The sequence below is a fragment of the Vibrio sp. J502 genome (assembly GCF_025397955.1).
In the GTDB taxonomy this organism is placed as follows: domain Bacteria; phylum Pseudomonadota; class Gammaproteobacteria; order Enterobacterales; family Vibrionaceae; genus Vibrio; species Vibrio anguillarum.
Genome location: NZ_CP104554.1, coordinates 1,786,270 through 1,807,717, shown reverse-complemented (window position 1 = coordinate 1,807,717; position 21,448 = coordinate 1,786,270). Strand labels below are relative to the sequence as shown.

At 43.3% G+C, this 21,448-nt stretch carries 20 protein-coding genes; 8 read left to right on the top strand and 12 right to left on the bottom strand.

Annotated features, from left to right (window positions below):
• Positions 1 to 47: 47 nt before the first annotated feature.
• The 3 genes from ybeY to miaB all read right to left on the bottom strand — a co-directional run bounded on the left by ybeY (position 48) and on the right by miaB (position 3,107).
• Positions 48 to 512 carry an rRNA maturation RNase YbeY gene (ybeY, locus tag N5E84_RS08305; RefSeq protein WP_013857329.1) on the bottom strand — a complete coding sequence of 155 codons (465 nt, stop codon included), beginning with the start codon at positions 510 to 512 and terminating at the stop codon, positions 48 to 50.
• Positions 512 to 1,612 carry a PhoH family protein gene (locus N5E84_RS08300; protein WP_017043446.1) on the bottom strand — a complete coding sequence of 367 codons (1,101 nt, stop codon included), beginning with the start codon at positions 1,610 to 1,612 and terminating at the stop codon, positions 512 to 514. The genes ybeY and N5E84_RS08300 overlap by 1 nt, the downstream gene beginning before the upstream one ends.
• 70 nt (positions 1,613 to 1,682) lie before the next feature.
• A complete protein-coding gene (gene miaB, locus N5E84_RS08295; protein ID WP_013857327.1) occupies positions 1,683 to 3,107 on the bottom strand; it encodes a tRNA (N6-isopentenyl adenosine(37)-C2)-methylthiotransferase MiaB in 1,425 nt (474 codons plus the stop codon).
• A 257-nt stretch (positions 3,108 to 3,364) separates the two neighbouring features.
• Here miaB and N5E84_RS08290 point away from each other — a divergent pair, with 257 nt between their 5' ends.
• Complete coding sequence (locus N5E84_RS08290) at positions 3,365 to 4,516, top strand: 2-octaprenyl-3-methyl-6-methoxy-1,4-benzoquinol hydroxylase (RefSeq protein ID WP_017049487.1); 1,152 nt, start codon at positions 3,365 to 3,367, stop codon at positions 4,514 to 4,516.
• Positions 4,517 to 4,595: 79 nt separating this feature from the next.
• Here N5E84_RS08290 and crr read toward each other — a convergent pair whose 3' ends face one another.
• From crr to cysZ, 5 genes are all read right to left on the bottom strand, one after another.
• Complete coding sequence (crr, locus tag N5E84_RS08285) at positions 4,596 to 5,105, bottom strand: PTS glucose transporter subunit IIA (protein ID WP_010317358.1); 510 nt, start codon at positions 5,103 to 5,105, stop codon at positions 4,596 to 4,598.
• A 106-nt stretch (positions 5,106 to 5,211) separates the two neighbouring features.
• Positions 5,212 to 6,936 (bottom strand): phosphoenolpyruvate-protein phosphotransferase PtsI, encoded by a 1,725-nt coding sequence (ptsI, locus tag N5E84_RS08280; protein WP_013857325.1) that lies wholly within the window; start codon positions 6,934 to 6,936, stop codon positions 5,212 to 5,214.
• A 138-nt stretch (positions 6,937 to 7,074) separates the two neighbouring features.
• Positions 7,075 to 7,332, bottom strand: coding sequence for an HPr family phosphocarrier protein (locus N5E84_RS08275; protein ID WP_026027491.1), 258 nt, complete (start codon positions 7,330 to 7,332; stop codon positions 7,075 to 7,077).
• A gap of 298 nt (positions 7,333 to 7,630) precedes the next feature.
• Positions 7,631 to 8,599, bottom strand: a complete 969-nt coding sequence (gene cysK, locus N5E84_RS08270) for a cysteine synthase A (protein ID WP_013857323.1) — start codon at positions 8,597 to 8,599, stop codon at positions 7,631 to 7,633.
• Between the two features lie 157 nt (positions 8,600 to 8,756).
• Positions 8,757 to 9,509, bottom strand: a complete 753-nt coding sequence (gene cysZ, locus N5E84_RS08265) for a sulfate transporter CysZ (protein ID WP_069211918.1) — start codon at positions 9,507 to 9,509, stop codon at positions 8,757 to 8,759.
• 230 nt (positions 9,510 to 9,739) lie between these two features.
• Between cysZ and zipA the strand changes: the two genes are divergently transcribed.
• From zipA to cueR, 6 genes are all read left to right on the top strand, one after another.
• The gene (gene zipA / locus N5E84_RS08260; RefSeq protein WP_019282600.1) at positions 9,740 to 10,564 is read left to right on the top strand and encodes a cell division protein ZipA; all 825 of its coding nucleotides are present in this window, start codon (positions 9,740 to 9,742) and stop codon (positions 10,562 to 10,564) included.
• Positions 10,565 to 10,624: 60 nt separating this feature from the next.
• Positions 10,625 to 12,640, top strand: a complete 2,016-nt coding sequence (ligA, locus tag N5E84_RS08255) for an NAD-dependent DNA ligase LigA (protein ID WP_019282601.1) — start codon at positions 10,625 to 10,627, stop codon at positions 12,638 to 12,640.
• Between the two features lie 505 nt (positions 12,641 to 13,145).
• The gene (gene chiP / locus N5E84_RS08250) at positions 13,146 to 14,189 is read left to right on the top strand and encodes a chitoporin (protein ID WP_019282602.1); all 1,044 of its coding nucleotides are present in this window, start codon (positions 13,146 to 13,148) and stop codon (positions 14,187 to 14,189) included.
• Positions 14,190 to 14,264: 75 nt separating this feature from the next.
• Positions 14,265 to 15,068, top strand: a complete 804-nt coding sequence (locus N5E84_RS08245; RefSeq protein WP_029388306.1) for a hypothetical protein — start codon at positions 14,265 to 14,267, stop codon at positions 15,066 to 15,068.
• Between the two features lie 116 nt (positions 15,069 to 15,184).
• A complete protein-coding gene (locus N5E84_RS08240; protein WP_026027704.1) occupies positions 15,185 to 16,216 on the top strand; it encodes an IS630-like element ISVa15 family transposase in 1,032 nt (343 codons plus the stop codon).
• 17 nt (positions 16,217 to 16,233) lie between these two features.
• Positions 16,234 to 16,653, top strand: coding sequence for a Cu(I)-responsive transcriptional regulator (cueR, locus tag N5E84_RS08235; protein ID WP_019282246.1), 420 nt, complete (start codon positions 16,234 to 16,236; stop codon positions 16,651 to 16,653).
• Between the two features lie 121 nt (positions 16,654 to 16,774).
• On the opposite strand, the gene N5E84_RS08230 is transcribed toward cueR, so the two are convergent.
• The 4 genes from N5E84_RS08230 to N5E84_RS08215 all read right to left on the bottom strand — a co-directional run bounded on the left by N5E84_RS08230 (position 16,775) and on the right by N5E84_RS08215 (position 20,650).
• Positions 16,775 to 17,242 carry an NfeD family protein gene (locus N5E84_RS08230; protein ID WP_013857315.1) on the bottom strand — a complete coding sequence of 156 codons (468 nt, stop codon included), beginning with the start codon at positions 17,240 to 17,242 and terminating at the stop codon, positions 16,775 to 16,777.
• 7 nt (positions 17,243 to 17,249) lie between these two features.
• A complete protein-coding gene (locus N5E84_RS08225; protein WP_013857314.1) occupies positions 17,250 to 18,173 on the bottom strand; it encodes an SPFH domain-containing protein in 924 nt (307 codons plus the stop codon).
• A gap of 308 nt (positions 18,174 to 18,481) precedes the next feature.
• A complete protein-coding gene (locus N5E84_RS08220; RefSeq protein ID WP_069212223.1) occupies positions 18,482 to 19,336 on the bottom strand; it encodes a thioredoxin family protein in 855 nt (284 codons plus the stop codon).
• Between the two features lie 399 nt (positions 19,337 to 19,735).
• Entirely contained in the window at positions 19,736 to 20,650 is a 915-nt protein-coding gene (locus N5E84_RS08215) for a TIGR01777 family oxidoreductase (protein WP_013857312.1), read from the bottom strand.
• A 228-nt stretch (positions 20,651 to 20,878) separates the two neighbouring features.
• Between N5E84_RS08215 and yfcE the strand changes: the two genes are divergently transcribed.
• Entirely contained in the window at positions 20,879 to 21,436 is a 558-nt protein-coding gene (gene yfcE, locus N5E84_RS08210; protein ID WP_029388234.1) for a phosphodiesterase, read from the top strand.
• Positions 21,437 to 21,448 lie beyond the last annotated feature (12 nt).

The following is a 21,448-nucleotide window of genomic DNA, read 5'->3' as shown; positions in this document are numbered from 1 at the left end:
CACACGTATCGTACCGACTTTAGCGGTACTAGCTTCATTGTCTGGAGCTATTCCTTCTCAGCAATATACGGGTCTTCAAAGCCCATTTTTTGCAGAATTTCAGTTTCAAGAGATTCCATCTCTTCGGCTTCATCATCATCGATATGATCATAACCTAGCAGATGTAGACTGCCGTGTACAACCATATGAGCCCAGTGTGCCATCAACGGTTTTTGTTGCTCATCGGCTTCTTGTTCCACCACTTGACGGCAAATGACAAGGTCACCGAGCAGATCCAACTCTATGCCCGGAGGCATCTCAAAAGGGAAGGATAGCACGTTGGTCGGCTTATCTTTTCCTCGATAATCGCGATTGAGCTGTTGACTCTCTTCGGAATCAACAATTCGCACAGTGACTTCCGCTTGTTCCTGAAATGGGGTCACCGCGTGAGTTAACCAATGGCTGATATCATCAAAAGTAGGTAACCCTTGCTCATTTTTGACCGCTAATTGTAAATCTAGTTCGATACTCATTATTCACCAACGTTTTTTGTTGCGGTTACTGCATTCACTTCAGTAGAAACATCCACAGACTTTACTTCTCGCTCTTCACGACGACGTTGCTCTTGAGCTTTACGCTCTTTTTGGTCCTGAGCTTCCCATTTTTCGTAAGCGTTGACGATACGAGCAACCACTGGATGACGTACGACATCATCAGACAAAAAGAAGTTGAAGCTGATTTCGTCAACTTCATTGAGCACTTCAATGGCATGGCGAAGACCTGAACGAGCGCCACGCGGCAAATCGATTTGTGTCACATCACCCGTAATAACGGCTCTTGAATTAAACCCAATCCGTGTCAGGAACATTTTCATTTGTTCAACGGTAGTGTTTTGACTTTCATCTAAAATAATAAAAGCATCGTTGAGTGTACGTCCGCGCATGTAAGCGAGTGGCGCAACTTCAATCACATTGCGTTCAATGAGCTTTTCTACTCGCTCAAAGCCAAGCATTTCAAACAACGCGTCATAAAGCGGTCGTAGGTACGGGTCGACTTTTTGGCTTAAATCACCGGGTAGAAAGCCCAATTTTTCACCTGCTTCAACCGCCGGGCGTGTTAACAAAATTCGACGAACTTCTTGGCGCTCTAGCGCATCAACTGCAGCGGCAACGGCTAAGTAGGTTTTACCTGTCCCTGCTGGGCCGATACCAAAGCTGATGTCGTGCGTCACCATGTTAACGAGATACTGAGCTTGGTTAGGCGTACGCGGTTTGATCAGCCCTTTTTTGGTCTTAATGAAGACTTCTTTGCCATGTTGAATACTTGATTCAGACGGCTGCTCAAGGATCCCTGAATCTTTGATGGCTAGATGAATTTGCTCTGGTTCGATATCGGGAATTTGACCACGTATGGGTGAGGTATTAACGTACAAAGATTTGATAATATCCAACGCAGCAGCGGCAGTGTGTGGTTTACCGACTATGGTGAAAAACTGGCTGCGGTGATTAATTTCAACACCAAGACGGCGTTCTAATTGTTTGATGTTGTCATCGAATGGACCGCACAGGCTAGCAAGACGGCGGTTGTCTGAAGGTTCTAGATCTATCTCTAGCGTAACAATTTTATTGCTCAATGTTGCCTCTCAGTTTGCCATGGTACAGTGCCCGATTATGATCGAGCACTGTATGACATTATGCTTAAACCTAAGGTGTAAAAGTGGCTACCCCTAGCTCATTTTCTCGACGTGTTTTCGCCATCATTTGCGTTGGTGAAATCACGGTGCGAAGATCCATCTCTTGTTCAGTGCGAACCAGTTCACCACGCAGTGAGTTGGCAAACACATCGACAATTTTCACATCGACAAATTGGCCAATCAGATCGGCGGAGCCTTCAAAGTTAACGACACGGTTATTTTCGGTACGGGCGCGAAGCTCCATTAGATTTTTCTTAGATGGGCCTTCGACTAATACGCGTTGTTCTGTACCTAACATCAAACGTGAGTAACGCATCGCTTGTGCGTTGATTGTTTGCTGCAGTTCATATAAACGCTCTTTTTTGGCGTCTTCTGATAAATCACATGGGTAATCAGCGGCTGGCGTACCCGGGCGAGGGGAGAAGATAAAGCTGAAGCTCATATCAAAATCAACGTCTTTAATCAGCTTCATTGTATCTTGAAAGTCTTTATCTGTTTCACCGGGGAAACCGACAATAAAGTCAGAACTAATTTGGATCTCTGGGCGCGCCTTACGCAGTTTGCGAATAATGGATTTGTACTCAATCGCGGTGTGTGGACGCTTCATCATGGTTAGGATTCGGTCTGAACCACTTTGTACCGGAAGATGCAGGAAACTTACTAGCTCAGGTGTGTCTTCATAAACGGCAATGATATCGTCGGTAAATTCGAGTGGGTGGCTGGTGGTGAATCGAATGCGATCAATACCATCAATAGAGGCGACTAAGCGTAGCAGATTGGCAAATGAACAGATTTCACCATCGTGCATAGGGCCACGGTATGCGTTAACGTTTTGTCCTAAAAGATTGACTTCGCGTACACCTTGCGCCGCGAGTTGCGCGATTTCATACAACACATCATCCATCGGGCGACTGACTTCTTCACCGCGAGTGTAAGGTACTACGCAGTAAGTGCAGTATTTTGAACACCCTTCCATAATAGAGACGAATGCGGTTGCACCGTCTGCTTTTGGTTCTGGTAAACGGTCGAATTTTTCAATCTCTGGGAACGAAATGTCCATGACTGGCGCATCGTTGGTTTGCGATTGTTTTATCATTTCTGGCAAGCGGTGTAGGGTTTGCGGGCCAAAAATAACATCAACAAAGGGAGCGCGTTCACGGATGTGATCACCTTCTTGGGTTGCAACACAGCCGCCAACGCCAATCACGACGCCTGGTTTTTTATCTTTCAATGTTTTCCAACGACCCAGTTGGTGAAAGACTTTCTCTTGTGCTTTTTCTCGGATCGAACAGGTGTTAAGTAATAATACATCTGCTTCCTCTGGCTCTTCCGTTAGCTCGTAGCCGTTTGCAGCGTTAAGCAGGTCGGCCATTTTTGATGAATCGTATTCGTTCATCTGGCAGCCCCAGGTTTTAATTAGCAGTTTCTTACTCATCTCACTTTCGCTCGTCTTATTGGTCTAAATTGGTTGAACTAATGCTCAAATTGTAGCCGCCATCTCGGCGGTAAGCCGCGTATTGTACTGCTTTAAAAAGTCACTGACTAGTCATCCAATAAAATCTCTCGCATGTTCCTTCATCTCTAGATTTTCACCATAGAAAGTGCAGGGTTTTTGTGTAAAAAAATTCGCAAAAAAGAGCTGAAAACGTACAATGAAAATCGACTCAAAACTCAGATGATTAAGTGTAAACAATGAACAATTTTGACGTGGTGGTGATTGGCGGTGGCATGGTTGGGGCGGCAGTGGCTATAGGCTTTGCTAAGCAAGGTCGCACGGTTGCTATGGTCGAAGGTATAGAGCCTGAAGCATTTACAATAGACCAAGCAATGGATCTGCGCGTTTCTGCCATTTCGCAAACTTCGGTTCAGTTACTTACTGACTTAGGCGCATGGGATGAAATTATGCAAATGCGTGTTTGCCCTTATCGCCGCCTAGAAACCTGGGAGCACCCAGAGTGCCGTACTCGTTTTCATAGTGATGCACTGGGCCTCCCTCAGCTGGGTTATATGGTCGAAAATCGTCTTATTCAGATCGGATTGTGGGGGCAATTTGTGCACTATCCGAATTTGCAGGTTTTTTGTCCTGATAAGCTCAAGCACATTGTGTTTGGTCAACAAAATAGCGTGCTTTTAGAGTCAGGCGCAACTCTTACTGCAACTTGGGTGATTGGTGCGGATGGTGCAAATTCTCTTGTGCGGCAGCTGGCGGGAATTGGTATTACCGCGTGGGATTATCGACACCATTGCATGTTGATCAATGTCGAAACTCATCAACCTCAGCAAGATATTACTTGGCAGCAATTTTTTCCATCCGGCCCGCGCTCGTTTCTTCCTTTGCCGGGTAATCAAGCTTCTTTGGTATGGTATGACTCACCAAAACGAATTCGCCAATTGTGTGCGATGAACAAGCAGCAGTTAAGGGAGCAAGTGTTGGCCTCTTTTCCTGAGGAACTAGGCGATATTAACGTGTTGCAGTGTGGGGCATTTCCCCTCACTCGTCGTCATGCTCAGACATATGCGAAACGGCAATGTGTTTTGGTTGGCGATTCAGCACACACGATTAACCCTCTGGCTGGGCAAGGGGTGAATTTAGGGTTTAAAGATGTAAAAGCGTTATTAGCTGTGACACAAAATCAAGAAGCTTTAACACAAGCGCAATTACGGAATTATGAAACATGCAGAAGGCCGGATAACTTAGTGATGCAATCAGGAATGGATCTGTTTTATAAAACGTTCAGCAACGAGGTTTTGCCAGCAAAGTTGGTGCGCAACGCGGTATTGAAGTTGGCCGAACATTCAGGCCCAGTGAAGGAAAAACTGTTGAAATACGCGTTAGGTTTGTAGTGCGATTTGAGCTGTTTTTGTAGAAACAAAAAACGCTGCAGATCAGCAGCGTTTTTTACGTAATAAAAATTTTAACGAATTACTTAGTTACACGTAGAACCGGTGTTTCACCAACAACGACGGTGCCAGAAAGCTTGTTCAGCTCTTTGATTTCGTCCATGTTAGAGATAACAACAGGTGTTAGTGTTGATTTTGCTTTCTCTTCAAGAAGCGCTAGGTCGAATTCGATAACAGTATCGCCTGCTTTAACCGCTTGGCCTTCTTGAGCGATACGAGTAAAACCTTCACCTTTTAGCTCAACTGTGTCGATACCAAAGTGAACGAATAACTCAACACCGTCATCAGACTCGATTGAAAACGCATGGTTAGTTTCGAAAATCTTACCGATAGTGCCGTTAACTGGAGCTACCATTTTGTTGCCTGATGGTTTAATCGCAATACCATCACCAACAATTTTCTCAGCGAAAACAACATCTGGCACATCTTCGATATTGACGATTTCACCAGAAAGAGGGGCAATAATTTCAATCGCACCTGCATCTGAGCTGTCGTCAGATACTAGCTTCTTAAGTTTATCAAACAGACCCATTGTGTCATGCTCCTAACGTTTAATTTTATTCTGTCGAATTATAGTATACCAATCGCCAACAATAGACGACCTATTTTTAGTCGTCTATCTCATTGGTATTAGCGAATTATTGCGTTTTCTCTGCGATGAATTTTTCCACACAAGCTTCGATTTCAGCTGCGGTTGGGAAAGAGAGTGCTTCTTCTGCCATCGCTTTAACTTCGGCGAAGTTTGAGTTGCGGATCACTTTCTTCACTTTAGGGATAGAGATACCACTCATAGAGAATTCATCGAGTCCCATACCAAGTAGAAGTAGCGTTGCACGTTCATCACCCGCTAACTCGCCACACATACCCGTCCATTTACCTTCAGCGTGTGAGGCATCAATCACTTGCTTAATCACGGTTAAAACCGCTGGAGAAAGTGGGTTATACAGGTGTGAAATCATTTCGTTACCACGGTCAACCGCAAGAGTGTATTGGGTTAAATCATTGGTACCGATAGAGAAAAATGACACTTCTTTTGCCAAGTGGTGCGCAATTGCCGCTGCCGCAGGTGTTTCAACCATAACGCCGATTTCGATATTTTCATCGAACGCTAAGCCTTCAGTGCGAAGTTCTTCTTTGTATTCTTCAATGGCGTTTTTAAGCTCACGAATTTCTTCTACAGAGATGATCATCGGGAACATGATACGCAGTTTACCATGCGCAGATGCACGCAGAATGCCACGAAGCTGATCTCGTAAGATGTCACGACGGTCTAAGCTGATGCGAATCGCGCGCCAGCCCAAAAATGGGTTCATCTCTTTTGGTAGATCCATGTACGGAAGATCTTTATCACCACCGATATCCATGGTACGGATAATCACCGCTTCACCACTCATCGCTTCTGCAACTTCTTTATAAGCTTGGTATTGCTCATCTTCAGTTGGTAGCGCGCTGCGGTCCATGAATAAAAACTCAGTACGATATAAGCCAACGCCTTCACCACCGTTGCGTAAAATACCATCGCAGTCTTTTACTGTGCCGATGTTACCGCATACTTCAACTTGGTGGCCATCGAGTGTGATAGCAGGTAGGTCTTTTAGTTTTGCGAGCTCTTCTTTTTCCGCAGCAAAATCATCACGAATTTTTTTCGCTTCTTCAAGCTGTGCTTCTGAAGGATTAATGATGATTTTGTTGTTCATGGCGTCAAGAATAAGCATGTCGCCATTCTTTACTTTCTTAGTGATGTCGTTAGTACCAACAATCGCTGGAAGCTCAAGTGAACGTGCCATGATTGAAGTATGAGATGTACGACCACCGATATCACAAGCAAAACCCAGCACGTAATCAAGATTGATTTGTGCAGTTTCAGAAGGTGTTAAATCGTAAGCAACAAGAATCACCCGCTCGTTAATATCACTCAGTGAAACGATATTAATGCCGAGTGCATTTTTAACAAAGCGCGTACCGATATCGCGGATGTCTGTCGCGCGTTCTTTTAGATATTCATCATCAAGAGATTCTAGGGCAGCAGCCTGCTCTTCGATCACGGTATAGATCGCGTTGTCTGCATGCATTTTGTCATTTTTGATGAGTGCTAAAATTTCCTCTTCTAGCTCTTCATCTTCAAGCAACATGATGTGGCCTTCAAAGATGGCTTCTTTTTCTTCACCGAATGTTTCAAGTGCTTTTTGTTTGATCACTTCTAGCTGAGCAGAAGATTTGTTACGAGCGTCATAAAAACACTGAACTTCTGCTTCTACTTGGTCATCTGAAATAGAGTGAGTATTTAGGACAATTTCATCTTCTTGAAGTAGCAGTGCTTTACCAAAAGCAATGCCTGGAGATGCTAGGATGCCTGAAATCATAGCGTTACCTTAAATTGGTCAACTGTAAACGGGAGAATGTGGACTATTGCGCTAACGGTAATTAGTAGCTCAAAATGTAGACTATTTCCAACAAAGCCATTTTGTTTTCACAAAATGGCTTTGAAATAGTGGACCGGATTAATGTAGTTGGTCCATGAGAGCAACTAGGTGATCTACCGCTTGCTTAGCTTGAGGGCCTTCAGCAGAAATAGTCACAACGGTACCTTTTACTAGGCCAAGAGTTTGAAGTTTGAATAGGCTCTTAGCACTTGCGCTTTTGCCGTTAGAAGTCACTGTGATGTCTGCATCGAATACTTTTGCTTCTTTAACGAACTGCGCAGCAGGACGAGTGTGAAGGCCGTTTTCTGCAGTGATTTCTACTTGCTTCTCGTACATGTTATATACCCCAATTGATTTATTTTTTGTTAGTTTCTTCACCAGAACAGCTTAACTGCTAATCAACGGTTCTGCTAGCAGAGTAACGCTGTTTTAGTGTCATAGCTGATACTGATTTAAATGTCATAATCACGATTTCAATCTATGTTGTCATTCGTCATTATAGTTAATACGTTTCTGACTTCTTTATTTCGAAGCTTAAAATAAAACGAGGTGATATTACCAAAGGTGAGGCAAGGATCAACAAAAAAGCCCCTGTATGGGGCTTTTTTAAACGAAAATTTGATTTAACCACCTATTACTGTTGGTTCTCTTTCTCGGTAAATAGGCCAGAAAATAGTGCGGTGCTCAGATAACGCTCACCTGAGCTTGGTAGTACCGCTACAATTGTTTTTCCTTCAAATTCAGGTAGTTCTGCTAATCTATTCGCTGCTACAATCGCTGCGCCTGATGAAATTCCAGCCAAAATCCCTTCCTCTTCCATGAGGCGTCTTGCCATTTCAATCGCTTCTTCTGAAGTGACGGCTTCAACACGGTCAATGAGGGATAAATCGAGGTTGCCAGGAATAAATCCCGCTCCTATACCTTGGATTTTGTGTGGCGCAGGTTTGATTTCATCTCCAGCAAGTGCTTGAGCAATGACTGGCGACTCCGCAGGTTCAACCGCAACTGAGATGATAGCCTTGCCTTTTTGGCCCTTAATGTAGCGACTTGTGCCCGTTAAAGTACCACCGGTTCCGACACCTGCAACGAACACGTCAATCTCACCATCAGTTGCATCCCATATTTCCGGCCCTGTTGTTTTTTCGTGGATTTGTGGGTTGGCTGGGTTATTGAATTGCTGCAGCAACAAGTATTTTTCAGGGTTGCTGGCAACAATTTCTTCTGCTTTAGCAATTGCGCCTTTCATGCCTTTCGCCGCTTCGGTGAGTTCAAGGTTGGCTCCTAAAGCTTTAAGCAGTTTACGGCGCTCTAAACTCATTGATTCAGGCATAGTAAGTGTCAACTTATAGCCACGAGCTGCTGCAACAAACGCAAGAGCAACACCGGTGTTACCGCTGGTTGGCTCTACAAGTTCAACGCCAGGTTTCAGTGTGCCAGCTTTTTCTGCTTCCCAAATCATGTTGGCACCGATACGGCACTTCACGCTAAAGCTTGGGTTGCGCGCTTCAATTTTCGCCAGTACCTTACCTTTGCTGACTTTGTTTAAGCGAACAAGAGGAGTGTTACCAATAGTCAGAGAGTTGTCTTCGTAAATTTTGCTCATTGCGATATTCCTTTATTACACACGTTATATGTGCCTGGCGGTCTGATAAGACACGTGAGTGGATACAGATGCAGAATAGGTGTTAACCTTAAAACGTAAAAGGATTAAAAAGTTATAACTTATAGAGGGATATGCAGGTTGAATCTCCCTCGCACCATCACTGCAGTTTGTTTTTAAATTCACCAACCCACATGGCTGTTGCACCGCATACAGCAACCGGCATGACGATTAAGTTAACAATGGGTATGGTGGTAAAAATCGACACTAAAACACCAAAGCTATACGCCTTGGTCTGTTTTTGTTTCAAATTGTGTCTCATCTGGTTAAAGCTCACTTTGTGGTTGTCAAATGGGTAGTCACAGTATTGGATGGCTAACATCCATGCAGTGAAAACGAACCACAGCAAAGGGCCTAAGGTTTGTCCTAAGGCAGGAATTAGGAGCAATAAGAACAAACCGATTGCTTTGGGTAAGGTATAGATTAATTTTCGCCACTCTCTTGCGAGGATACGTGGGATATCTTTGACCATAGACCAGATGCCATCGCTGTTGATTGGAGCGCCAATTAATCTTTCTTCCACTTTTTCTGCGAGTAGCCCATTAAATGGTGCAGCGACGAAGTTAGCCAGCGTACTGAAGAAATAGGAGAACGTGGCTAAGATAGTGATCGCGAGCAATGGCCATAAAACGTAACTTAGCCAAGATAAAAAATCAGGGATTTGACCAATAAACTGTTCTATCCACGTATTGAGATGATTGAATAAGTAAAAAAGAGCGCTGCCGACGAGAATGATGTTGGTGAGTAATGGCAGAATCACAAAGCGCCGAATGCCGGGGGTCAGTGCTAGCTCTAGACCAAAAAAGAAGTATCCAAAACCTGAACGTTGCTTAAGTGTCATACCGTTATCCATGTGAATATCTGTTAATCAATACTAAAAAGCTATTCTACTCAACCTGCCGAAGAAGAAAAGCGTGGTGAAAATCACATCATGTATTGAACTTCTCACATTAAGTTGTTCTAAATCGGTACAAACTTTTGGTAAAGTACCCCGATAGACCGATATAACCCACGTTGGTGACACGTTCAATTCAAGCTGGTAAAGCTGAGAATAACCATGCATCGAGAAACTGAGAGTGAAACATGCAGGAATTGCGATTCGTACTCATAATTGTTGGCGCGCTAGCGATAGCCGCGTTGCTATTTCATGGTCTTTGGACCAGTAAGAAAGAAGGGAAGTCCAAGTTTGAGGATAAGCCTCTTGGTAAAATTGATGTTGATCACGATGATACACAATCTGCGACCCAGCGTTCATTTGCTCCGGAAGATGATTTCGAAATTATTCGCAAAGTACGTAAAGAGCCAGATTTTAGTGAAGCGGTTGACCCTCTCATTGACGGTTATTCACCAAGTTTTGAACCTGAAAATGTGCTTGATGAACTCGATGATGTGCCCTCAATATCGATGAAAACCGAATCCTCAAGTCTCAGTGAACAAGATGATGTCGTTGCTGACGATAATCAAAAATCCGACGTTCAAGAAGCCGAAATGGAAGTTATTGTGCTGAATGTGCATTGTGCGGGAAATGATCCCTTTGTCGGCACTAAGCTTTTTGACAGTATGCAGCAAAACGGCCTTCTTTATGGTGAGATGGATATTTTCCACCGGCATGCCGATCTGTCAGGTACTGGGAAAGTGCTGTTTAGTGTTGCTAACATGATGCAACCCGGTACATTGGCACATCATGATCCTGCGGAGTTTACTACTCGCGGTATCTCATTCTTCATGACACTGCCTTGCTACGGCGAGCCTGATCAAAATTTCAAATTAATGCTTAAAACCGCTCAGCAAATCGCCGATGATTTAGGTGGTAATGTATTGGATGATGCGCGTAATTTAATGACGCCAGATCGATTGGCTGCCTACCGACGCCAAATCCAAGAGTTTAAAAGCGCACGCAACGCGTAGAATAAACATCGACCATTAAGGGCTCCTAGTCGGAGCCTTTTTTCATGATCCGAGAGAATTATGATACAAACAATAGAACACAAATTAAGCCAACTTCGTGAGACGCTGCATTATCATGCTGTACGTTATTATGTAGAAGATAACCCTGAAATTCCTGACGCTGAGTATGATCGTTTGATGCGTGAGCTGCTTGAGTTGGAATCGCAGTATCCGGAGTTAGTCACAGCGGATTCACCCAGCTTGCGTGTTGGAGGTAAGCCTTTAGAGGGTTTTGCCCAGGTGACTCATGAAATTCCAATGCTCTCTTTAGATAATGTGTTTGATGAGAAAGAGCTTGATGCCTTTCACAAGCGGATGCAAGACCGGATACCGAGTGCCCACTTTAACGCTTTTTGCTGCGAACCTAAGCTTGATGGTTTAGCCGTGAGTTTGCTTTACGATAATGGTGTGTTAGTACAAGCCGCCACGCGTGGGGATGGCGCGGTCGGTGAAAATATTACGGAAAACGTGCGAACGATCAGTGCTATTCCACTGAAGTTACAGGGAAAAGGGTGGCCCGTTCGTTTAGAAGTTCGTGGTGAAGTGTTCATGCCTAAAGCCGGTTTTGAGCGATTGAACCAACAAGCACTCAAAAAAGGTGAAAAAACCTTTGTTAACCCAAGAAATGCGGCCGCAGGGAGCTTGAGACAGCTCGACTCAAAAATCACAGCTCAAAGGCCGTTGAATTTTTATGCTTACAGTGTTGGTGTGATTGAAGGCGCTGAGTTAGCAAGCAGTCATTATCAGCGCTTTTTGCAGTTAAAAGGGTGGGGGCTGCCGATGTGCCCTGAAACACGTCTAGTCTCTTCAATGGATGAAGTGAAAGAGTACTACCAAAGTATCTTAACTCGTCGCGCTCAACTCGCGTATGAGATTGATGGCGTGGTGATTAAAGTTGATGATATTGAACTGCAACAAAAGCTCGGTTTTGTCGCGCGGGCGCCTCGCTGGGCGATTGCTTATAAATTTCCCGCCCAAGAAGAAATAACGCTCCTGAACGATGTTGAATTTCAAGTGGGCCGTACCGGGGCTATTACACCTGTTGCGAAGTTAGAACCTGTATTTGTGGGGGGAGTCACCGTCAGCAATGCCACATTACACAACGCTGATGAAATTGAGCGCCTAGGCGTGAAAATTGGTGATAGCGTTATTATTCGTCGAGCAGGCGACGTTATCCCACAGATTGTTTCTGTGTTGTTAGACAGACGCTCTGATACAGTGGTCGATATTGTTTTCCCGCAGTACTGCCCGGTGTGCAACTCTGACATTGAGCGTGTTGAAGGTGAAGCTGTCGCCCGTTGTACAGGGGGGTTAGTGTGTCAAGCTCAGCGCAAAGAAGCATTAAAGCACTTTGTCTCTCGCAAAGCGTTAGACGTGGATGGTTTAGGCGAAAAAGTGATTGAGCAGCTTGTTGATAAAGAGATGGTGAGCACGCCCGCGGACCTCTTCCGTCTAAAAGCAGGGCAGCTAACGGTGTTAGAGCGTATGGGACCAAAATCAGCACAAAATATCGTTAATGCACTGAATGCCGCCAAAATGACCACATTACCCCGTTTTTTGTATTCATTGGGCATACGTGAAGTCGGGGAAGCGACGGCGGCGAATCTTGCGCTCCATTTCGGGTCATTAGACAAAATTCGCCAAGCGACCCATGAAGAACTACTTGAAGTTCAAGATGTTGGAGTTATCGTTGCGAGTCATGTCACATCTTTTTTTGAGCAAGATAAAAACAAACGGGTGATTAATGAATTGATCGAACTCGGTATCCAGTGGCCTAATATCGAAAAGCCGAGCCAAGATGCGATTCTCCCTTTACTTGGTAAAGTGGTGGTTTTGACGGGGAGCTTGTCGAAACTCTCTAGAAGTGATGCGAAAGCGGCGCTACAAGAGCTTGGCGCAAAAGTAACGGGAAGCGTCTCTAAAAACACCGATATACTATTTGCCGGAGAAGCGGCCGGTTCAAAATTAGTAAAAGCGCAAGAACTAGGGATCGAAATTCGCAGCGAACAAGATTTGCTTGAGTTAATGAAAAGCTAATTTTTTAAGCATCCCTTCCTTCATAAAGCCTCAAAATTAATTTTGAGGCTTTATTTTTATCTCAAACCGCCACATTAAAATGTCCAGTAATTAGAAAAAAAGCCCTCATTTTCTTCGATGCTAATCAAGAAGAACTTTACTCTCTTTCAATTTATTATTGCGATGCACTTCAAGCTATTAGTGTAATTGTTTTTTTATCGTTTTGAAAATTAATGAGTTTTTTGTTTTTATATTTTGTTTTATGACTTATTAGATCTTGATCACTTACTTGGTCAAAGTTTGCCGTAGCTCATATTTTTTTAGATAAAAATTAAGTTCTCATTGATGTTTTCTGTTGCGAAGTTAGTCTAGTGAACATGGATACACGATGTGTATGCAGGAAAAGAGAAAATCAGAAAATTAATGACTAATTTAGGTTTTCAACATAGGAAATGATTTCTCCCTTCGGCGGCCAACTTAAGGGGGAAGTAAAAAACAGCTATATCTATTTTTTAGGAGTTTTTCCATGGACAAAATGTTTAAACGTACTCTTTTAGGCGCTGCAGTTGCTATAGCGTCAACTGGTGCATTCGCAGCGTCTGAAACAGGTGCAATTGGTGTGCTGTCTGATTTTAACGTGCAAGCGTACGGTGTTGCTGCTATTTCTGCTTTTTATCAAGAAGATAGTAATGGCTACGATTATGAAAATGAATCACGCATAGGTTTCCGTGCTAGCAAAGATATGTTTGATAATGTGAACGTATTTATGCAAATTGAATCAGGTTATGTTGGCGAAGATGGTAAAGGTAACACTTTAGGTGCCCGTGATACTTTTCTTGGTTTGCAAGGAGATTGGGGTAAAATTCGTTTTGGTCGTATGCTAACCCCTCTATATGAAATCGTTGACTGGCCATACTCTAACCCAGGTTTAGGTCGTGTATTCGATTGGGGTGGCGATGTTGCAGGCCATTATGATCGTAAAGGTGATATTGCTCGCTACGACTCACCAGCCTTCGGTGGTCTAACATTTAACATTTCTGCTGGTCGTGGTGATGTAGGCACTAAAGGTTCAAATCACTTTGGTGCAGCTGTTCACTATAATGCAGCTGATATCGTAACTTTCCATGTCGGTTACGAAAATAACTCAAAATACCAATTAACTTTAACAGAAGGCAAAAAAGATGATATTAAAGCTGCTGCTGACGCAACAGCGTATATCGTAGGTTTTGAACTTCCACTGCCAGCAGGCTTTGGCTTAGCAGGGGCTTATAAGTATACGGAAGGTGTTTCTAAACACTATAGCAATGCTGGTAAAGAAGGTGAGCAAGGTCAATACTCTCTGATCGGCCAATACTGGAATGGTCCATGGGGCTTCAAAGTAGGCTATGCAGCTAACCTTGATTCTGAAGTGAACGGTGTAGAGCAAAATGATGATGATGAAGTATTGTCTGCACAGCTGATGTACGTGAAAAATGGTTTCGTGCCATACATTCGTGTTGGTCAGCACGATGCATACAACTCTGATGATAAGAAAGGATTTGTACGTGTAGGCTTGGAATACGGCTTCTAATTTGACAAACCTCGCCTTTCTTTAATAAAACGCCGGCCTTGTGCCGGTGTTTTTACTCCATAAACAAGGACATAAATGATGAATTTATTTAAAACGACCATATTATTTTCAACCATCACAATGGCCGTTGGATGCAGTAATTTAGACAGTTCTAGTGTGTTCAATGATGTGGCGAAGAATGTCAAAGAAAGGCACAACTATGTTCAAGTTGTAGCAAAAGACATTACACCAGGAGCTAAGGCAATTTTAGGACCTGATATTGTAAAATCTGAGCTAAGCTATGTCGGTAATTTCCCTAAATCTGAAGGGGTAAATATTGAATATTCATATGTTGATATGAATGTTACTTATTTTAAAAATTATGACCAATTTGACACAGTTACTTACTCATCACAGAAGTTTCAAGTAGAAACATATCGTCCATTGGCTGAGACTTGTACCGAGCATTGTACGACGACGCAATGGTTTAAGTTTCCATTATCTCAAGAATATATTCATCAGCTGAGCTCGGATTCGGTTGTGTTTACGCTGACTTCATCAACAGGCAAAAGCCAAGTAGAATTTTCGGTGCCTAAAGCCTACTTCTTAGCCGTGATTGACGAGGCGAATTTCACCTTAGGCAGTTCAACGATACCTTCCAGTATCACTCACTCAGTGCAAGAGCAAGCGACTAAACCTATTGAAATGGTTCAATATTGGTTTACTGAAGCTGATGTTAACGATCGGAAAATATTTGAAAACTGGGCATTTAGTAATCGAGATAACATTAGCCAACCTCTGACGGCAGAAAATAAGCCATTAGATATGCTAGGGTACTGGTATGAGAAAGCGAATAAAGCTGAGAAGTCTCAGATTCTGAGCTGGTTACTAAATCAATAGTCAAGCTTGCGATTTATCGTTATAAAAGGCATGGTTAAACCATGTCTTTTAAGTATTATACCCGTGATCATTGAAGATGCTTGATTTTCAATAGAATCAGGATCATGCTACAAACCATGAAAATCACACTGACTCCTCAACAGAAACTGCAACTCGAACAGATGCACGACATTGAGCGTGATAGTCGAGTTTGCGACCGTATTAAGGCTGTTTTGCTGGCTTCTGAAGGCTGGAGTCAGACTATGATTTCACAAGCTCTTCGTATTCATGAATCGACCGTTGCACGTCACCTCAGTGACTACGTACTTTCTGAAAAACTTAAGCCTGAGAATGGAGGAAGCCAAAGCAAGCTTTCTGCTATTCAAACCATGCACCTAATCGAGCATTTGACTGAGAAAACCTATTCTCATACTCATCAAATTGTCGCCTATGTTAAAGAGACGTTTGGGCTTGATTATACTGTTTCTGGTATGAACAAATGGCTTCACCATAATGGTTTTAGCTACAAGCAACCGAAAGGCATACCACACAAGTTTGATGAAGCAAAACAGCAAGCATTCATAGAGGCGTATGAAGCGCTAAAGGCAAGCTGTGGCGAGGATGAATCGATAGTCTTTATCGATGCAGTTCACCCAACACTATCAACAAAGATATCGCATGGCTGGATACGTACTGGTCAGGATAAAGTGATTGAAACAACGGGTAATCGTAGCCGATTGAACATTATTGGCGCACTGAACCTGTCGGATATTGGTGCAACCATTGTTCACGACTATGAGAGCATTAACAGTGAATCGATTGTTCGTTTTTTCTGTAAGTTAAGAGAGAGTTATTCGTTAGCCCATAAGCTTCATATCATATTAGATGGTGCGGGATATCACCGCAGTGACTTAGTCAAAGATGCGGCGTTTGTCCTGAATATTAAACTGCATTATCTTCCACCTTACAGTCCAAACCTCAACCCAATAGAGCGGCTATGGAAAGTAATGAATGAGAAGTCGAGGAACAACGTTTACTTCAAAAGAAAACGGGACTTCAAGGCGGCAATAGACCAATTTTTTTCTGTGACTCTTCCAGAGATCGCAGGCTCTTTGACATCTCGAATTAATGATCATTTTCAGGTTCTCAAGCCTGCATCTTCAAGTTGATTCGGTATACACTTACTATGAATATTAGCCAAGTTTCTCAGTTAACAGCACTTACCGCTAAATCCATTCGTCTTTATGAAGAGAAGGGGCTGATATCGCCGCCCCTTCGTTCAGAGAATGGTTACCGTCATTATCAACAAGCGCATATTGATGATCTTTTACTTATTGCGCGATGCAAGCGCGTTGGTTTTAGTTTAGAGGAATGTAAATCCTTACTCGCCCTTGCCAACGATCCGTACCGGACCAGTTTTGCAGTCAAAGAGAAAGCGCAAGAGAAGTTGAAACAAGTATCACAGAAGCTGGCAGAGCTTTCATTGATTAAGTTGCAACTAGAAGAATGGATTACCGAATGTCCAGGCGACGGTGGTAGTGAATGCCCAATCATAGATAATTTGAAGGGGCAGTGTTGCCATAACGACTTGAACAAGTCAGTGTGAAAATGAGCTCATTAGCTAATGAGCTGTCGAGGCACTCACTACAATTTGGCTGCCCATAAGTGAAAAAACCAAAAGCAATTCATCACTTTTGGTTTTTATGTACTTTCTTACTGATGTTTACTCAATGAGGCTGGCTCTCTTTAGGCTCAACAATCAACACAATTCCTTCGACATCTACGACTTTAACCACAACATCGGCTTCTAGGTTTTGCTGGCATTTTGCTGTCCACGTCGTATCGCCGAGCTGCAATCGAAAAGTTGCCCCTTCTTGAACGCTCTCTTTAAGACGAGCTGTTTGTCCGATTAGCTGTTTCTGTTTCTGGTTCAGATCACGAGTCTCGTCACCATCGTGGTCTGATTTAAATTGTTTACGCCACCATAACCAAGTCGTGACGAGTGATAAACTTGCAAAAGCCATCCACTGCAGTTGCCAACTGATGGGGAGCATCGCAAAGATAAGGCCAACGATGAGTGCGGAAATACCTAACCAAAGAAAATACCCAGCAGTTCCAAGCAGTTCCAATGCAACAAGCACTAAGCCTAATGCGAGCCAGTGCCAATAATTCATTTGTTGTATTAGCTCTATCACGTTAGGCCTACTTATCTTGTGAGGATTTCAGGTTGAACATTTCAGCAATGCCAGCAACCGAACCCATCAACCCAGTTGCTTCTAATGGCAGCATTATGATTTTGCTGTTCTCTGCTTGACCAATGGCTTTAAGTGCTTCGGTATATCCTTGAGCGATAAAGTAGTTAACCGCTTGCATGTCGCCTTGCGCAATCGCATTTGAAACCATCTCTGTCGCTTTAGCTTCTGCTTCAGCAGCGCGTTCACGTGCTTCTGCTTGAAGAATAGCCGCCTGCTTTTCACCTTCAGCTTTAAGTATTTCAGACTGCTTTTGGCCTTCGGCGCGTAAAATTTGTGCTTGACGTACGCCTTCGGCTTCTAACACTTCAGCACGTTTATTTCTCTCCGCTTTCATTTGCGCATTCATCGCTGCGGTTAAATCCGCTGGTGGTTGTACATCTTTAATTTCGATACGAGTGACTTTTACACCCCAAGGGTTAGTCGCCTGATCGACTATCGATAACAATTTAGTGTTGATCATGTCACGCTGGCTGAGCATTTCATCCAGTTCCATCGAGCCCAGTACGGTACGCATATTGGTTAGAGTTAAGTTGCGAATGGCGTGTTGTAGTTCGCTAACTTCATAGGCGGCTTTCGCAGCATCAATCACTTGCACGAAGCAAACTGCGTCGATAACAACATTGGCGTTATCTTTGGATATCACTTCTTGTGCTGGGATATCAAGCACCTGTTCCATCATATTGATTTTTTGTCCGACGCGATCAATGAATGGAATAATGATATTTAAACCGGGGCGTAGGGTGTGTGTGTAACGTCCAAAACGCTCTACTGTCCAATTGCTCCCTTGTGAAACGGTTTTCACTGCAGAAAAGATAAATGAAATAACGACGAATACAAATATGCCAACGGCGACGAGTGAATCAATAGCCATAACGGTTCCTTTTAAGTATTAAATAATCCTAATGTTGATGTTCCTTTCTCTATTGAAACGGCCGCTGTGTTAGCTAAGTTCGTTCACCCCAATCATAGAGCTTATTGTGCTCATGGGGATGAACTCACTTGCCGACTGCCGGTATCTCCAAGTCATTTGGATATAGGAGCGATTCTCATCAACGTTTGAGCTTTGCTATTGATCATTCTCTATCAGTTATCGATATGGAACAAATGAAATAATGAGATTTGATACTGGTTTTTTAAACAATCAAAGCAGAACGTTTCCAGTTTAATTGCTTGATATTATTAATATAATAGTGAATACAGCTTTCTGCGATAGAGATTTGCCACACTATTTCCTTGTCCAAGAGCACTTAAGATGTCCATAAACACTTTTTTGAGCCCGCCATCGAGGCAATTGAGGTCGCTTTGTAAAAATGACCATAACAGCTCGAGAGCTTCTTCATTACGGTTAACTTGATGATATTGAAGCGCTAACTCACTTGCTATGTGAGCGTTGTTTGGCTCAGCGGAAAAAATCTCTTCTAATGATTGAATCTCTGGGCTGTCAGCGGCTTGCTTATGCAGCTCCAGTTTGGCGATTAAGCCTTTGTAGTAACCATCTTGATACTCTAGTGGGATGTGTTCCAGTTCTGTTTCTGCCGCTTCATACTGCTGAGTTTCCAGAAACACATCAGCGAGGGCCAGTTTGACCTCTGCTTTTGCTTTCATATCGTCAGGTAGACTTAGTAGCAAAGGTAGTGCTTGCGAATGTTGTGTTTGCTCTATCAGTGTTAAGGCTTGCTGTAGCGCAACTTCATCGTGGCTTGGCAAATGTTTGCTTAACATTGCATTCACTGTTTCTATGGTCTGAGCACCGGCTAAACCGTCGACCGCTTGACCATTAATAAACAGAGCGATTGTTGGCAGGGTTTGAACACCAAATTGTGCTGCCACTTGCTGTTCTTGTTGGCAGTTAAGAAGAGCCAATGTGAATGCGCCACTGTGCTGTTGCGCTACGCTTTGTAATTCAGAAATGAGTTGTACGCTCTCTTGATTTATGGGTGCCCAAAAATAAAAGAGAATAGGAGTCTCAACTGAGCGTTCGAACACCTCTCGAAAGTTGTGCTGATTGACCTCAACGATGTAAGGTGATTGCATGATATTTTCCTTGCGATAATCAAGTTTATAGTCTTAGAAATAGGGGTGAAAATTGGAATATCAAGGGCAAATGAAAAACGCTACCGTTAAAGTAGCGTTTTTTATCTCTCAAAGAGAGGGCAAGCAAAGGTGTCTATAATATTAAAAATAGTGTCAGCGCAACACCGACACTGAGCCAATTTAATTGGTGTAATGTCATATTCGTCGTACCACATGTAACGCTTTATATTGGATTAACGGGGATATCCAGAGTTGGATCATGTCACATGAATGTTACGAATTAATGACAATTAAGTTGGTTGTACTACTTTATGCAACCGTCGGTTTATCCACTGATAAGTATCGCTTTTGTCATTATCGTATACCTTGCTATGCACAAAAAATATAGGCCAGTTTTGGTTAAGCACGATGTTGTAATATATTTTTCAACGCAGGTTCTAGGTGTGAAAACTGGAAGTGAAATCCTAGCTCGGTTAGCTTTTTAGGTTTTGCTCTAATACTGTCAAACAGTAAAACAGCCGCTTCACCCATTGCAAGGTTTAGAACCCATTTGGGAGTGAATAGTATATGTGGTCGACGTAATGTTTTCGCTAATAGTTGGCTAAAATGCTTATTAGGTACGGGATGTGGAGCACAGAGGTTAAAAGCACCTTGTGCATGTGGCGTGTCTAATAAATAGGCTATCGCTCGTGCCATATCTAATAAGTGGATCCATGGCATATACTGCTCACCCTTACCAAGAGGGCCGCCCAAGCCTAAACGGTAAGGTGGCAGCATTTTCTTTAAAGCACCACCATCGCTAGCGAGCACGATCCCCGTACGCAATAGGCACACTCGAGTTTTTTCTGATTGCGCTTGGAGTGCGATGCGCTCCCATTTTTCGCAAACGTGATGAGGAAAACTTTGTTGGTGCACATGTAATGTTTCATCAAACGGATGAGACTGTTGGTCACCATAATAGCCGACGGCCGAGCCACTGATGAAAACGGAGGGTGGTTCAGTACTGGCATGGATGAGTTCAACTAACCGCTCTGTTATTTCCCATCGACTAGCGCAAATGATCGCTTTTTGCTGTTTGCTCCAACGTTTGTCGGCGATCGGTTCTCCTGCAAGATTGATAATGGCGTCAAATTGATTCGCGTCTTTTAAACTCGCTAGGGAGGTCAGGTAGGTGATACTACCTTTGTCTACATGGGCGAGCTGCTGCTTAGCTCGCTCTATATCGCGCGTGAGGAGGTAGATATTGTGCGTGAAAATCTGTTTCATCAGCTCTTTACCGATAAAGCCAGTCCCTCCCGTTAATAGTATTTTCATGTTTCTACCTCATTGGTCTGTGCGATATCACCTAAATGGTGGTGATGAGAACGATAGCCATGTTGGTTAAGTGGCGATGCTTGTTTGCCATCTAACCTAATATAGGAAACTTATTTAGCATACGTGAATTGTTTGTGGTGATAAATGACAATGTTTATCCATAACTAAAGATGACGAAGTGTGCTGAAATTCGTACAATCTGTAGCTCCAAAATACGGAGATAAAAGTATGAAGTTGTTTTTTGCTTCGGATTTACACGGTTCACTGCCTGCTACTGAAAAAGTACTCAGTCTATTTGAACGGTCAGGTGCAGACACTTTAGTACTGCTAGGAGACCTTTTAAATCATGGTCCGCGTAATCCTATACCTGATGGGTATAATCCGACCGCAGTGGCGGAGTGCTTGAATCGATGGGCGCCGCATATTGTGGCGGTCAGAGGCAATTGTGATAGCGAAGTCGACCAAATGCTGCTCGACTTTCCGATGATGATGGATTTTTGTTGGGTAGTTTTGGAGTCAGGAACTCGTTTTTTCTTAACGCATGGCCATCAATATAATGCTCAAAATAGGCCACCATTAAAAAAAGGTGATGTTTTGATCCATGGCCACTCGCACATCCCGATGGCGCAAGGTCAAGATGATGTCATTATTGTCAACCCGGGGTCCGCGACCTTTCCACGTAATGAATTTCCCCCAAGCTACGCTATTTATACGGATGGATTATTTCAAGTAATGGGGCTAGAGGGGCAAGGACTGGCGCAATATCGTTTAGCGACTAGTTCTTAAACCCGTCGCTAT

What these genes read in the sequence shown, in the direction of transcription:
- crr (WP_010317358.1), bottom strand. Translation starts at nt 5,105, where the DNA reads ATGGGTCTGTTTGATAAACTTAAGAAGCTAGTATCTGACGACAGCTCA.
- N5E84_RS08220 (WP_069212223.1), bottom strand. Translation starts at nt 19,336, where the DNA reads ATGCAATCACCTTACATCGTTGAGGTCAATCAGCACAACTTTCGAGAG.
- ligA (WP_019282601.1), top strand. Translation starts at nt 10,625, where the DNA reads ATGATACAAACAATAGAACACAAATTAAGCCAACTTCGTGAGACGCTG.
- miaB (WP_013857327.1), bottom strand. Translation starts at nt 3,107, where the DNA reads ATGAGTAAGAAACTGCTAATTAAAACCTGGGGCTGCCAGATGAACGAA.
- zipA (WP_019282600.1), top strand. Translation starts at nt 9,740, where the DNA reads ATGCAGGAATTGCGATTCGTACTCATAATTGTTGGCGCGCTAGCGATA.
- N5E84_RS08275 (WP_026027491.1), bottom strand. Translation starts at nt 7,332, where the DNA reads ATGTACGAGAAGCAAGTAGAAATCACTGCAGAAAACGGCCTTCACACT.
- N5E84_RS08225 (WP_013857314.1), bottom strand. Translation starts at nt 18,173, where the DNA reads ATGGCTATTGATTCACTCGTCGCCGTTGGCATATTTGTATTCGTCGTT.
- ptsI (WP_013857325.1), bottom strand. Translation starts at nt 6,936, where the DNA reads ATGATTTCAGGCATCCTAGCATCTCCAGGCATTGCTTTTGGTAAAGCA.
- N5E84_RS08245 (WP_029388306.1), top strand. Translation starts at nt 14,265, where the DNA reads ATGATGAATTTATTTAAAACGACCATATTATTTTCAACCATCACAATG.
- N5E84_RS08290 (WP_017049487.1), top strand. Translation starts at nt 3,365, where the DNA reads ATGAACAATTTTGACGTGGTGGTGATTGGCGGTGGCATGGTTGGGGCG.
- cueR (WP_019282246.1), top strand. Translation starts at nt 16,234, where the DNA reads ATGAATATTAGCCAAGTTTCTCAGTTAACAGCACTTACCGCTAAATCC.
- chiP (WP_019282602.1), top strand. Translation starts at nt 13,146, where the DNA reads ATGGACAAAATGTTTAAACGTACTCTTTTAGGCGCTGCAGTTGCTATA.
- cysK (WP_013857323.1), bottom strand. Translation starts at nt 8,599, where the DNA reads ATGAGCAAAATTTACGAAGACAACTCTCTGACTATTGGTAACACTCCT.
- cysZ (WP_069211918.1), bottom strand. Translation starts at nt 9,509, where the DNA reads ATGGATAACGGTATGACACTTAAGCAACGTTCAGGTTTTGGATACTTC.
- yfcE (WP_029388234.1), top strand. Translation starts at nt 20,879, where the DNA reads ATGAAGTTGTTTTTTGCTTCGGATTTACACGGTTCACTGCCTGCTACT.
- N5E84_RS08215 (WP_013857312.1), bottom strand. Translation starts at nt 20,650, where the DNA reads ATGAAAATACTATTAACGGGAGGGACTGGCTTTATCGGTAAAGAGCTG.
- ybeY (WP_013857329.1), bottom strand. Translation starts at nt 512, where the DNA reads ATGAGTATCGAACTAGATTTACAATTAGCGGTCAAAAATGAGCAAGGG.
- N5E84_RS08240 (WP_026027704.1), top strand. Translation starts at nt 15,185, where the DNA reads ATGAAAATCACACTGACTCCTCAACAGAAACTGCAACTCGAACAGATG.